This window comes from Clostridium isatidis, from assembly GCF_002285495.1.
In the GTDB taxonomy this organism is placed as follows: domain Bacteria; phylum Bacillota; class Clostridia; order Clostridiales; family Clostridiaceae; genus Clostridium; species Clostridium isatidis.
Genome location: NZ_CP016786.1, coordinates 290,522 through 304,234, shown reverse-complemented (window position 1 = coordinate 304,234; position 13,713 = coordinate 290,522). Strand labels below are relative to the sequence as shown.

General features: G+C 32.7%; 11 protein-coding genes. All 11 read right to left on the bottom strand.

The window, feature by feature from the left end; translation table 11 throughout:
- Nucleotides 1-7 precede the first annotated feature (7 nt).
- Nucleotides 8-1,684: a biosynthetic-type acetolactate synthase large subunit gene (gene ilvB / locus BEN51_RS01520; protein WP_119864345.1), complete on the bottom strand. Its 1,677-nt coding sequence runs from the start codon at nt 1,682-1,684 to the stop codon at nt 8-10.
- Nucleotides 1,685-1,733: 49 nt separating this feature from the next.
- Entirely contained in the window at nt 1,734-3,392 is a 1,659-nt protein-coding gene (ilvD, locus tag BEN51_RS01515; protein WP_119864344.1) for a dihydroxy-acid dehydratase, read from the bottom strand.
- 13 nt (nt 3,393-3,405) lie between these two features.
- Nucleotides 3,406-4,482 carry a 3-isopropylmalate dehydrogenase gene (gene leuB, locus BEN51_RS01510; protein ID WP_119864343.1) on the bottom strand — a complete coding sequence of 359 codons (1,077 nt, stop codon included), beginning with the start codon at nt 4,480-4,482 and terminating at the stop codon, nt 3,406-3,408.
- Nucleotides 4,483-4,675: 193 nt separating this feature from the next.
- Entirely contained in the window at nt 4,676-5,179 is a 504-nt protein-coding gene (gene leuD, locus BEN51_RS01505; protein WP_119864342.1) for a 3-isopropylmalate dehydratase small subunit, read from the bottom strand.
- A gap of 13 nt (nt 5,180-5,192) precedes the next feature.
- Entirely contained in the window at nt 5,193-6,452 is a 1,260-nt protein-coding gene (gene leuC / locus BEN51_RS01500; RefSeq protein WP_119864341.1) for a 3-isopropylmalate dehydratase large subunit, read from the bottom strand.
- A gap of 18 nt (nt 6,453-6,470) precedes the next feature.
- Nucleotides 6,471-8,066: a citramalate synthase gene (gene cimA, locus BEN51_RS01495; protein ID WP_119864340.1), complete on the bottom strand. Its 1,596-nt coding sequence runs from the start codon at nt 8,064-8,066 to the stop codon at nt 6,471-6,473.
- A gap of 135 nt (nt 8,067-8,201) precedes the next feature.
- On the bottom strand, nt 8,202-8,702 hold the full coding sequence (gene ilvN, locus BEN51_RS01490) for an acetolactate synthase small subunit (protein WP_119864339.1): 501 nt from the start codon (nt 8,700-8,702) through the stop codon (nt 8,202-8,204).
- A 591-nt stretch (nt 8,703-9,293) separates the two neighbouring features.
- Nucleotides 9,294-10,637, bottom strand: coding sequence for a phosphoglucosamine mutase (glmM, locus tag BEN51_RS01485; RefSeq protein ID WP_119864338.1), 1,344 nt, complete (start codon nt 10,635-10,637; stop codon nt 9,294-9,296).
- A 37-nt stretch (nt 10,638-10,674) separates the two neighbouring features.
- On the bottom strand, nt 10,675-10,983 hold the full coding sequence (locus BEN51_RS01480; RefSeq protein ID WP_119864337.1) for a YerC/YecD family TrpR-related protein: 309 nt from the start codon (nt 10,981-10,983) through the stop codon (nt 10,675-10,677).
- Nucleotides 10,984-11,066: 83 nt separating this feature from the next.
- Complete coding sequence (locus BEN51_RS01475) at nt 11,067-11,888, bottom strand: AIM24 family protein (protein ID WP_119864336.1); 822 nt, start codon at nt 11,886-11,888, stop codon at nt 11,067-11,069.
- 117 nt (nt 11,889-12,005) lie between these two features.
- Nucleotides 12,006-13,610: an NAD(P)/FAD-dependent oxidoreductase gene (locus BEN51_RS01470; RefSeq protein WP_119864335.1), complete on the bottom strand. Its 1,605-nt coding sequence runs from the start codon at nt 13,608-13,610 to the stop codon at nt 12,006-12,008.
- Nucleotides 13,611-13,713: the final 103 nt, after the last annotated feature.

Here is a 13,713-nt window from a genome sequence, read left to right as displayed (position 1 = left end):
CATCCCCCTAATTATTTATATTTTCTTCACTTATTATTTCATCAATTGCTGCACCTGGTGCAACCATTGGAAATACCTTTCTATCATTATCAACAACATAATCTATTACAACAGGACCCTTATTTTCTAATGCCTGTGTTAATACATCCTTTAAATCTTCTTTTCTAAAAACTCTATAGCCTCTACCGCCAAAAGCTTCTGCTAATTTAACAAAGTCAGTTGCCCTGTTTAAGGTTGTATAAGAATATCTTTCTTCATAGAATAAACTTTGCCATTGTCTTACCATCCCCAAGGAATTGTTATTAAAAATTATTACTATAATAGGTAAGTTATTTTTAACTGCAGTTACTAATTCATTGCAGTTCATTCCAAAACTCCCATCTCCAGCTATATTAATTACTCTTCTATCCTTTAAAGCAACTTGAGCCCCAATGGCTGCCCCAAGACCATATCCCATTGTTCCAAGTCCTCCAGAAGATATAAAGCTTCTAGGTTTCCTAAACTTATAATATTTAGCTGCCCACATCTGATGTTGTCCAACTTCTGTTGTTATTATAAAATTCCCATCATCAAATTCATCTAATTTTTTAAATAAAAATTCTGGTGTCAACTCCCCTGTATCTGTATCTTTTATCACATTTAATGACTTTAATTCCTCAACCTTTTCTAGCCATTCTTCATCTTTCTTTTCTTTAAGTAATGAAATAAGCCTTTGAAGAACACTTTTTAAATCCCCAATAATAAATGCATCAGCTTTAATATTCTTATTAATTTCAGCTGGATCTACATCTATATGAACTACCTTTGCATTTTTTATATGCTTTTGATTGCTTATAACTCTATCGTTAAATCTAGCACCTAAGCAAATTAATAGATCACACTTTGATGCTAAAATATTTGATGCTTTTGATCCGTGCATTCCAATCATTCCTGTATATAATGGATGCTCCTGTGGAAAAGCTGAAATTGCCATAAGAGATGTAGCTATTGGTGAATTAATTTTATTTACTAATTCAATAAGTTCATCATAAGCTCCTGAAGCCACTACTCCTCCCCCGGCATAGATGAAAGGATTTTTAGCCTCATTAATAAGTTTTGCAACCTTTTCTAAATCCTTTTCTGTTAAGTTTTTTACCTTTCTTTCTACTTTTTTAGGTATTAAAGGCTTGTATTCAGCTTTTTCAGCCGTAATATCTTTTGGTATATCTATAAGTACAGGCCCCGGTCTCCCCTCCTTAGCAATATAAAAGGCCTCTCTTATTATTTTTTGTAAATCCTTTATATCCTTAACTATATAGTTATACTTAGTTATTGGCATTGTTATTCCAGTTATATCGACTTCTTGAAAGCTGTCCTTTCCAAGCAGATTTCTTGGAACATTTCCTGTTATTGCAACCATAGGTATTGAATCCATATAAGCTGTAGCTATTCCTGTTACAAGATTTGTTGCCCCAGGGCCAGAAGTAGCTAAACAAACTCCAACCTTTCCCGTCGCCCTTGCATATCCATCAGCTGCATGAGCTGCCCCCTGCTCATGAGCCATTAAAATATGCCTTATCTTATCTTTGTATTTATATAATTCATCATATATATTTAAAACAGCCCCTCCTGGATATCCAAAAATGGTATCAACACCTTCATCCAAAAGGGATTTAACTAAAATTTCTGCCCCAGTTAAATACATAAAAGCCCCCCTTTTTATCAATTCACAATGAACAATGGAGAATTGTCCATTATTTTAATATTGCTCCTTTGCTTGATGAACTTACTAATTTTGAATATCTATATAAATACCCCTCTTTAATCTTTGGTTCAAAAGCTTTTAATCTTTTTCTTCTTTCTTCTAAAACTTCCTCTGGAACTAGCAGCTCTAGTTTACCATTTATAATATCTATTGATATTTTGTCTCCTTCTTCTACTAGCGCTATTACTCCCCCTTCAGCAGCCTCTGGTGCAACGTGTCCTATAGATGCTCCTCTTGTAGCTCCACTAAATCTTCCATCTGTTATCAAGGCTACATATTTATCTAAGCCCATTCCTGCAATTGCTGAGGTTGGTGACAGCATTTCCCTCATACCAGGTCCGCCTTTTGGTCCTTCATATCTAATGACTACAACATCACCCTTAACTATTTTCCTTGATAAAATAGCTTTTATTGCATCTTCTTCACTATCAAACACCCTTGCCGATCCAGTATGAACCAGCATTTCTTCTAGTACTGCTGACTTTTTAACTACTGCCCCTTCTTTAGCCAAGTTTCCTTTAAGAACTTTTATTCCTCCTATTTCACTATAAGGCTTATCTATAGGTCTTATAACATCATAATTTAAAACCTCTGCATCCTTAATATTTTCTCTATGGCTTTTTCCTGTAACTGTAATGCAGTCAAGAGCTATTAAATCCTTCTTTGAAAGTTCCTTAATTACTGCTTGAATGCCACCAGCCCAGTATAATTCCTCAATGTGGGTATCTGAAGCTGGCGCAAGTTTACATAAATTAGGGGTAATTTCTGATACCTTATCTATAATTTCATAATTTAACTCTATTTTTGCTTCATTAGCTATAGCTAATAAATGCAGAATACTATTGGTTGAGCATCCAAGGGCCATATCTACTTTAAGGGCATTAATTAATGCTGATTTTGTAACTATATCTCTTGGTTTTATATCTTCCTTAAGAATATTCATTATCTGCATTCCTGCCATCTTAGCTAGTCTAATTCTTTCTGAATAAACAGCTGGGATTGTGCCATTGCCTGGTAGAGCTAACCCCAAAGCTTCTGACAAGCAATTCATTGAATTTGCAGTAAACATTCCAGAACAAGAACCACATGTAGGACAAGCATTATTTTCTAAATTTAACAAATCCCCTTTAGATATATTTCCACTCTCATAAGTTCCCACCGCTTCAAACATAGTTGAAAGAGATACTTCTTTTCCCTTAAATTTACCTGCTAACATTGGACCGCCGCTGACAAAAATCGATGGTATATTAAGCCTTAAAGCAGCCATTAACATCCCTGGAACGATTTTGTCACAGTTTGGAATAAACACTAAGGCATCAAATTGATGGGCCTTAGCCATACACTCTATAGAATCTGCAATTAATTCCCTAGTGGGTAATGAATATCTCATTCCCTCATGACCCATTGCTATACCATCACATACTCCTATAGCTGGAAATATTATTGGAGTTCCGCCCTTCAGAAGGATGCCTTTTTTTACAGCTTCTGTTATCTTATCTAAATTAATATGGCCAGGAATTATATCATTTTGTGAAGTTACAATTCCTATTAAGGGTCTATCTATTTCTTCATCAGTCAATCCAGTTGCCTTAAGTAATGATCTATGAGGAGCCCTAGAAGCTCCTTTCTTTATTGCATCACTTCTCATAATAACACTTCCTTTAACTCAATATTTTTTCTAGTACAAGTTTTCCTATCTCCTTTGTTCCAACTAACTTATTTCCTTCACTCATAATATCTGCAGTCCTATAACCCTCTTCAAGAACACTAACAACTGCCTTTTCTATAGCTTTTGCTTCTTCTTCTAAATCAAAGCTATATCTAAGCATCATTGCAGCTGATAATATTGTTGCTAGAGGATTAGCTATTCCTTGACCAGCAATATCAGGTGCACTTCCATGGATTGGCTCATACATTCCTTTTTTGCCTTCTCCCAATGATGCTGAAGGCAGCATACCTATTGAACCTGTTATCATACTAGCTTCGTCTGATAAAATATCACCAAACATATTGGAAGTAACAATTACATCAAATTGTTTTGGATTTCTTACAAGCTGCATTGCTGCATTATCAACATACATATGATTTACTTCTACCTCTGGATATTCCTTTGCCAATTCATCTATTACCTTTCTCCAAAGCCTTGAACTTTCCAGTATATTGGCCTTATCAATACTTGTTAGCTTTTTATTTCTTTTCATTGCTGTTTCAAAGGCAATTTTACCTATTCTTCTTACCTCATTTTCATTATATCTTTCAGTATCATAAGCTCCCTTAACACCATTAATTTCTTCTCTTCCTCTTTCACCAAAATATATGCCTCCTGTTAGTTCTCTAACAACGCATATATCTATTCCATCTCCTATAATTGAATCCTTAAGAGGTGATGCTTCCTTTAATGGGGCATATAAAAGAGCTGGTCTTAAATTACAAAAAAGTCCAAGACCTCCCCTAAGACCTAATAAGGCTTGTTCAGGTCTTATTTTTGCATCAGGATTGTCCCATTTAGGTCCTCCTACAGCACCAAGTAAAACTGCATCTGCCTTTTTACAAGCTTCTAAAGTTTCTTCTGGAAGAGGTATACCCTTCTCGTCTATTGCACAACCTCCTGCTAAAAGATATTCATATTCAAACTTATGATTAAATTTATCCCCAACACAATTTAAAATATTCACAGTTTCTTCAACAACTTCTGGACCAATTCCATCTCCTGCTATTACAGCTATTTTATAATTCATTTTAATCCCCCCAACTATTCAGTTCACTGTTCACTATATTTTTTTGCTTATTACTTCTTACCTATCACTTCTTAACTCTAACTTATGCTTCTTACCCCAACTCCTAACTAAGCTAAACTCCAAACTCCAAACTACTGACTAAATTAAGCTCCACACTCAACACTCCACACTCCAAACTACTAACTCCAAACTACTAACTCCTAACTGAATTATTCTTGTTTTTAATGTAATTCACTAGCCCATTTGAGTTTATTATTTCCTGCATAAATTCCGGGAAAGGTTCCCCTTGGTATTGTTCATTTTTTGTATGATTTGTTATTACTCCAGTTGTGAAGTCTATTTCTAGTTTGTCCCCTGCATCTATTTTATCTACAGCCTCTTCGCATTCTAAAATTGGAAGTCCAATATTTATAGCATTTCTATAGAATATTCTTGCGAAGGTTTTTGCAATAACACAACTTACTCCACTTTCTTTAATTGCTATTGGTGCATGTTCTCTTGAAGAGCCACATCCAAAATTTTTATTTGCAACGATAATATCTCCAGCTTCTACCTTTTTCACAAAATCTTTATCAATATCCTCCATACAGTGACTGGCTAGTTCCTTTGGATCTGATGTATTTAAATATCTTGCTGGAATAATTACATCTGTATCTACGTTATCTCCATATTTAAAAACTTTTCCTACTGCTTTCATTTATATCTCCCCCTTAAATTAACTCTGGATTTGTTATTTTTCCTGTTATTGCTGATGCTGCTGCAACTGCTGGACTTGCTAAGTAAACTTCTGATTCAACATGCCCCATTCTACCAACAAAATTTCTGTTGGTTGTTGATACAGCCCTTTCACCCTTTGCAAGTATTCCCATGTGGCCACCTAAACATGGTCCACAAGTTGGTGTAGAAACAACAGCTCCAGCTTCTACTAAATCCTTAATTATTCCTTCTTCTAAAGCTTGAAGATAAATTTTTTGAGTTCCAGGGAAGACTATACATCTCACTCCTTTTTTCACTTTCTTGCCTTTAAGTATATCTCTTGCAACTCTTAAATCTGATATTCTACCATTTGTGCAAGAACCTATAACTACCTGATCTATAACAACATCCCCAACTTCATCAATAGTTCTCGTATTATCTGGTAAATGTGGAAATGCAACTGTCGGTCTTAAGCTGCTTAAATCTATTTCATAAACCTCATCATATTCTGCATCTTCATCTGCTTCATAAACCTTATATTCTCTAGTTGAATGTTCTTTTAAATACTCAATTGTCTTTTCATCTACTGGAAAAATTCCATTTTTTCCACCAGCCTCAATTGCCATATTTGCCATTGTAAATCTATCATCCATTGATAAATATTGTATTCCGTCTCCTACAAACTCCATAGATTTATAAAGAGCTCCATCTACCCCAATCATTCCAATTATATGAAGAATAATATCTTTTCCACTTACCCATTTTGATGGTTTATTTCTGAGTACAAATTTTATTGCCGATGGAACTTTAAACCAGCACTTTCCTGTTGCCATACCAGCTGCCATATCTGTTGAGCCAATACCTGTTGAAAAAGCTCCTAGTGCTCCATAGGTACAAGTATGTGAATCTGCCCCAATTACCACATCTCCTGCAACTACCAAGCCCTTTTCAGGTATTAAGCAATGTTCTATTCCCATTTCACCTACTTCAAAGAAATTTGTAATTTCTTTTTCTTTTGCAAAGTTCCTTATGAACTTACATTGTTCCGCTGCCTTTATATCTTTATTAGGTGTAAAGTGGTCTGGAACTATAGCAACTTTATCTTTATCAAAAACTTCTTTAAAATTTAATTTTTGAAATTCCTTTACTGCTACAGGTGATGTTATATCATTACCTAGCACCAAATCCAATTTTGCCTCAATTAACTGTCCTGCCTTTACTTTATCTAGTCCTGCATGTGCTGCTAATATTTTTTGTGTCATTGTCATTCCCATTTGTTTTAGTCCCCCTTTTTAAAAATACGCTTTTAAATTTTTCTCCATATCTTTAATTAATTTATATTCCAAGGAGTCAACTAAGGCGGTCCAGCTTGCCTCAATTACATCCTTAGACACCCCAACTGTAGTCCAATTTTCCCTGCCATCAGTAGATTCTATCAATACTCTTACCTTTGAACCTGTGGCACTTTTTGAATCTAAAACCCTTACCTTATAATCGACTAATCTTACTTCTTTCAACTTTGGATAAAAACTTTCAAGGGCTTCCCTTAATGCCTTATCTAATGCATTTACAGGTCCATCTCCCTGTGAAGCTGCAATTTTATTTTCATTATCCACTGTAATATTTACTATTGCTGTTGATGTAAAGTCCTTATTGCTGAAGGGTTGTTCTACTATTGTTTTAAAGTGATTTAACTGAAAGAAAGGCTTATATTTTCCTATTGTTTTTCTAATAAGAAGTTCTACGGTGCCCTCTGCACCTTCAAATTTATAGCCCTCATATTCAAGTTCTTTTAATCTATTTGTGACTTTAGTTACTTCTTCACTATCCCTTTCTATATTAGGAAATATCTTTTGAATTTCTTTTAGTATTGTACTTCTGCCACTTACCTCAGAAATTAAGAATCTTCTATCATTTCCTATAAGTTCAGGATTTATATGTTCATAAGACTTTGTAGATTTTGTTACTGCATCAATATGCATTCCACCTTTGTGGGCAAAGGCTGACTCCCCAACATAAGGCATATTGTCTGTAAGCTTAAGATTTGAAATTTCAGATATAAATCTTGCTGTTTTTGTTAATCTTGATAATTTTTCTTCCTCTATTACCCTATATCCCATTTTTAGCTGCAAAGTTGGAATTATTGATGATAAATTTGCGTTTCCACATCTTTCTCCAAATCCAATAAAAGTGCCTTGAATATGAATTACTCCTTCTTCTACTGCTGCTAATGAGTTTGCCACCGCTAAACCTATATCATTATGGCAATGAATTCCTATCCTTCCTCCTAGTTCTTCAACCACTTTCTTTGATATTTCTTTAATTTCTTTAGGAAGAGTTCCACCATTTGTATCACATAAAACTATAACATCTGCACCAGCCTTTTTTGCTGTTTTAATAGCTTTTATTGCATATTCCTTATTAGCTTTATATCCATCAAAGAAATGCTCTGCATCAAAGACTACTTCTTTATTTTTTTCCTTAGCAAATTTTATTGTATCAAATATCATATTTATATTTTCTTCTAAAGAAGTTTTTAAAATTTCTTCAACCTGAAAATCCCATGCCTTTCCGAATATCGCAACTGTTTCTGTATCTGCCCCAATTAAACTCTTTAAATTTTTATCTTCTTCAGCTTTAATATTGGCCTTTCTTGTTGAACCAAAGGCTACAAGTTTTGAATTACTGAGTTTTATTTCCTTTATACGTTTAAAAAACTCCATATCCTTTGGATTTGATCCAGGATTTCCAGCTTCAATATAAGTAACCCCAATTTTATCTAATGCTAAAGCCAGCTTTATTTTATCCTCCAGCGAAAAGGAAATGTCTTCACCCTGTGCCCCATCTCTCAAGGTTGAATCAAATATTTCTATTTTTTTATTGCTCATTGCCATCCCCCCTAAGTACAATGCAAAATTCACAATTTTGGGAATAATTCAGCATAGCTGAATTATAAATTTTAGAAACTGTATAACAGTTTATCTTTAATTATCAATTGTCCATTTTCAATCTTCAATTGGATACTATTCGTATTTTGTTATATCGTTATCCCCTCTTTCTAGGGCTGTTACCCCCGTTCTTACCATTTCTACTATTCCATAGGACTGCATTAATTCTATCAAGGCTGATACCTTACTTTCATCTCCAGTAAGTTCTATTGTTAATGTTTGTTGTGCAACATCTATAATCTTGCATCTAAATATTTTTACCAGCTCATTTATTTCTCCCCTTTTTTCTGGTGGAGCTTGTACTTTTATTAATACTAATTCCCTATATACAGAATTTTCTGACTTTAATTCATATATTTTTAAAACGTCCTCTAGTTTATTGAGCTGCTTTGTAAATTGCTCTAAAACATCCTCGTTTCCAGTTAAAGCTATTGTCATTCTTGATATTTCTTTATTTTCAGTACTTCCAACTGTTAAACTGTCAATGTTAAATCCCCTTCTTGAAAATAATCCCGCTATTCTAGCTAATACTCCTGAAGAATTACGAACTAACACAGATAATATGTGACTTTCCAAATGATCATTCCCCCTTCCTAAAAAAGTGTATAAAAATACCACCTTCGATAATATAAATCAATGGCGGTAATCATAACTCAACATTAAATTACTATCACCAGGTTCCAACAAACCCTTGCCTTTAACGGTGCTTACCGGTTATCTCTTACTAATACATTTTTGTACTTTCAAGATACTGCTCTGGAGTGATGATTATTTAGTAAAGTATCCATTCACACCAACCATGGACTCTCTGTAACTTTATTCTCTAAATAATGGTCTCCTTCATAGCATTTATTCAATTTAATATTTCTTATTCAATTTTACTGTTGATAAAAATATTACACCTATTATCCACCTAAGTCAATCTTTTACAGAATTTTTACAAAATCATTTTTTCTTCCCCCTTTATCACTATATCCTATTAATAATTTTTTAATATATTAAGGTTTTTCATTGCAAATTAATAAAATTTTTAAGAAAAATAATGAATATATATTATAATACCAGGCTTATTTTAATAAATTTTATAATAATAAAAAATAGTAAATTGTATAAAAAAAGAAGATTACTCCCAATCTTCTTTTTTTATATCAGTCCTATTAATAGATATTAAATTTTGCTCAATATTAAATTAACTAAATCATTAGCCATTTTATCTATTTCTTCTTGATTTTCGCCTTCCAGCATCACTCTAACTAAAGGTTCTGTACCTGAAGGTCTTATTAAAACCCTTCCAACTCCATGTAAGGATTCTTCTATATTTTTTATAGCTTCAACTATTTCTTCATCTTCTAAGTATATATTCTTCTTATCATTAGGAACTTTTGCATTAACTAAAACTTGAGGAAGCTCCTTCATTATTGAAGCTAATTCACTTAATGTTTTATTTTCCTTCTTTCTTATGGCTGCAACTTGAAGTGCTGTAACTAAGCCATCACCAGTTGAGTTATGGTCTAAGAATATAATATGTCCAGATTGTTCTCCTCCTAAGACATAACCATCCTTAACCATTTCCTCTAATACATATCTATCTCCAACCTTAGTTTTTATAACATTAATTCCTTCTCTTTTACATGCTATATCTAAGCCTAAGTTGCTCATTACTGTTACTACTAAAGTATCATCTTTTAATTTTCCTGCTTCTTTAAGATGTTTTGCACACATCATTAATATAAAATCTCCATGAATTAAATTACCTTTTTCATCAACAGCTAAACATCTATCTGCATCTCCATCAAAGGCAAATCCTAAATCACATTTTTCTGATACAACATATTCTTGTAAGTCTTCTGGATGAGTTGAACCACAGTTTTCATTTATATTTGTTCCATCTGGTTTATTATAAATTACATGAACTTCTGCTCCTAGTTTTTCAAAGGCCTTAACTGCCGCAGTTGATGAAGCACCGTTTGCACAATCTAAAGCTATCTTTAATCCTTTAAAATCTACATCTATTGTTGAAATAGCATAATTTACATAGTCATCTAATGCAGAAGTCTTTACATAAGATCTTCCAAGAGCATTTCCTATAGGTGTAGGAACTCCTTCAAAATTGTTTTCTATTATTCTTTGTATTTCATCTTCTAATTCATCTCTTAATTTATAACCCTTATTATCGAAGAACTTGATACCATTATATTCTACTGGATTATGAGAGGCTGATATCATAATTCCTGCATCGGCATTATATTCTCTTATTAAATGTGCAACTGCTGGTGTAGGAATTACCCCTAACATAACTGCTTCTGCTCCAACTGATAATATTCCTGCCACTAAAGCAGCTTCTAACATATCCCCTGAAATTCTAGTGTCCTTAGCAACTAATATTTTTGGCTTATGAGTACCTTCTGTTAATACATAAGCTCCAGCTCTTCCTAAACCATAAGCAATTTCACAAGTCAATTCTGTATTTGCAATTCCCCTAACTCCGTCTGTTCCAAACATTCTATTCATATTTTTACCTCACTTTTTTGCATATTATTTAGTAAATCTAATTTTTTCCTTTATCTTCTAATCTATCTAGAATGGTATTATATCCCCCAGTACCATAATTTAAGCATTTATTAACTCTACTAATTGTGGCACTGCTTGCCCCTGTTTTTTCAGCTATTTCAGTATAAACTCTCTTTTCCCTTAACATTTTTGCTACAGATAATCTCTGAGCTAAAGCCTTTAACTCATTTATTGTAGCAACATCTTCAAAGAAATCATAACATTCTTCTATGGTTTCAAGCTTAAGTATTGCTTCAAAAAGCAAGTCAATATCCTTACTTTTTAGCTTACTTTCTCCATTAGCCAATAGTCTCACTCCCTTTTTCTTTAGACTACTTAATCCTACTAAATTATATCTATATTTCACTTAACTTACAACATTATAAGTATCTAATTTCGTGTATTTTCTATATCCCTTAAATATTCTATCATATCTTCTTCTATCTTTTCTCTTAAATTTTCATAAACTTTTATTGTAGGAGCCAACCATAACTCTCCAGTACCATTATAGATGTTTAAGAATTTGCCTTCTGATGAATCACCTAATAGATTACTTGATATCTTTTCTATTTCATGCTCTATGCTTCCGCTCCTTAAGAGAACTATATCTCCATTTATTTTTATAGAATCTCTATATATCTTACATTTTAATATTTCTTTATGAGAAACTGGAATTGTTATTAATACTATTCCACTCCCCATTAACTTAAGCATATTAGAATACTCTTCCAAATAAGGATCCCTTATTTCTCTTAATGTTGTAATTTCTATTGAACTCTCGCAGGCACAAAAGGCCTTATTGTCAATAATTATTTCCTCATCTTCTAATTCTAATAGAATAAAGTTTTCAAAAGCTGGTTCTAAAAACACTTCTCCTGAGCCTTCAACAACTGGTTTATGAGCTGCTTCCTTCATTACAATATTCGAAATTAATTTTTTTCCAATTCCAACAAAACCGCCTTTGTTTTCTATATTTATTTCTCCCTTAAAATAACTTAATTTTCCAGGTTCCACTTTTATTTCACTATTATCAAGTATAATTCTTGCTTGTCTAAGCTTGTTATTTTCTCTTTTAATATAATCTAACTTCATTGATATTTTAGGATCTAAGTTTTCTCCCAAATCATCATATTCTAATATTTGAAAAACAGTGTCATTTCTCATTTCTGCAATCATTGTCATTTTATTATTTATGTTAAAGGACGCTCTCATAAAATCACCTCTTTTTATATTTTACCATAATTTTTCAATAGTAAGGTTCCCTTTTATTATTTTATAATTTATAAAAATACAAAAAAACTCTCTGCACTTAGCAGGGAGTTTTTAATTTTAATTATTAATTGGACTATATTTTTCTATTATTTTTTCTGCTACTTTGATTCCATCTACTGCTGCTGATATTATCCCTCCAGCATAACCTGCCCCTTCTCCTGCTGGATATATTCCTTTTATTGATATACTTTCAAGATTCTCATCTCTTTGTATTCTTACTGGAGCTGATGTTCTTGTTTCTATACCAGTTAGAACAGCATCCTTATCTCCATAACCATTAATTCTTTTATCAAAGACTGGTATTGCTTCTTTTAAAGCTTCAATTACATAAGGTGGAAGACACTTTCTTAAATCTTCAAAAATATATCCTCCAGTATAGCTAGGTTTTACTCTTCCAATTTTAGTACTTAATCTATCTTCCATAAAGTCTCCTAGTAGTTGAACAGGTGCCTTATATCCGCCACCGCCTAGCTTATAAGCTAAAGCTTCATAATATCTTTGGAATTCCATCCCCCTTAATGGCGAATTTCCTTCAAAGTCCTCTGGTCTTACAGTAACAACTAAAGCTGAATTAGCATTTTCTAAATCTCTTGCATGATAACTCATTCCATTTGTAACTAATCTATTTTCTTCAGAAGCTGCAGATACTACTACTCCTCCAGGACACATACAGAAAGAATACACTGCCCTATTTAGTCTTTCACTTTGATAAGTTAATTTATAATCTGCTACCTTTAACTTTGGATGATCATACATCTCACCGTATTGGCTTTTATTTATAACTTCTTGAAGATGCTCTATTCTAACACCTATAGCAAAGGCTTTAGGTTCCATATAAATTTTATTTTTATAAAGCATTTCATAAGTATCTCTTGCACTATGACCAATTGCTAATATTAAATTTTCACAATTTATTTCCCTTCCATTAGCAATTATAGATTTTAGTTTGCCATTTTCATGTTTTATTTCTTCCAGTTTATTAGAAAATAATACTTCTCCACCTAGTTCTATTATTCTCTCCCTTATATTTTTAACTACGCCCTTTAATAAATCTGTTCCTACATGAGGTTTTGCTAAATATGCTATTTCTTCAGGTGCCCCTGCTTCCACTAATTTCTTTAATACATAATCACATCTTTTATCTTTTATTCTTGTAGTTAATTTTCCATCTGAAAAGGCTCCTGCTCCACCTTCACCAAATTGCACATTTGAATTTACATCAAGTTGTCCTGTTTCCCAAAACTTATTAACAGTCTCAGTTCTTTTATCAACATCTTCTCCACGTTCAATAACAATTGGTTTATAACCATTTTCAGCTAAGGTTAAAGCTGCAAATATTCCCGCAGGACCGAAACCAACTACTACCGGCCTATTATCTAATTTTCTATCTCCAAACTTTATTACTCCTTCATAATAAGGTTCTTCTAATTTAACATCCTTGTCCTTTAATTTTTTAACAAGAGCTTCTTCATTCTTACAATTTAATTCAACATGATAAACAAGCTTTATATCACTTTTTTTCCTTGCATCTAAGCTTTCTTTAAGTATTTTAAAGTGCTTAATTTCCTTTTCTGATATTTTTAGCTTCTTAACTGCTTTTTTAATTAAAACTTCCTTATCTTCATCTAATTTTAAAGAAATATTATTTATTCTAATTGTCATCCTTTTTTCCTCACTTTTCTTAAGTTTAGAATAGATAATTTAGTTTGGAGTTAGGAGTTAGTAGTGTGGAGTGAAAATACAGTGTGGAGTTTGGAGTGTGAAA